Origin of the sequence: Rhodoplanes roseus, assembly GCF_003258865.1 — a bacterium.
GTDB lineage: Bacteria > Pseudomonadota > Alphaproteobacteria > Rhizobiales > Xanthobacteraceae > Rhodoplanes > Rhodoplanes roseus.
In genome coordinates this window covers 1-291 of sequence record NZ_NPEX01000726.1, presented here as the reverse complement: position 1 = coordinate 291, position 291 = coordinate 1, and the positions used below count along the sequence as shown (strand labels likewise).

General features: G+C 73.5%; 1 protein-coding gene. It reads right to left on the bottom strand.

The window, feature by feature from the left end; translation table 11 throughout:
* A partial coding sequence (locus CH341_RS33960) for a hypothetical protein (protein ID WP_425376235.1) occupies positions 1-180 on the bottom strand: 180 nt, incomplete at its 3' end.
* Positions 181-291 lie beyond the last annotated feature (111 nt).

Here is a 291-nt window from a genome sequence, read left to right as displayed (position 1 = left end):
GCCCGGCAACGGGGCCGCACCGCCGGACGCGGCCGGCGGGCTGTCGGGCCACGGCGCGGTCTGCGCCAGGGCGATCGGGGCCAGCACGGCGGTACCGAGAAGGCCGGCGGTGAGACCGAGCAGGAAGGTGGTGCGACCGCCACGGTGCGGCGCTGGTCGTCCGGGTCGCGTCGTCCGCATGCCCTGTCCCCCTGTCCCGAATTCGTTTCCGCACTACAAGAGACGAAAAATCCGGCGAGAAGGGGGCGATTCGCGCCCCTTTCCCGCGGCTGTTGCAACGCCCGGCCGGCG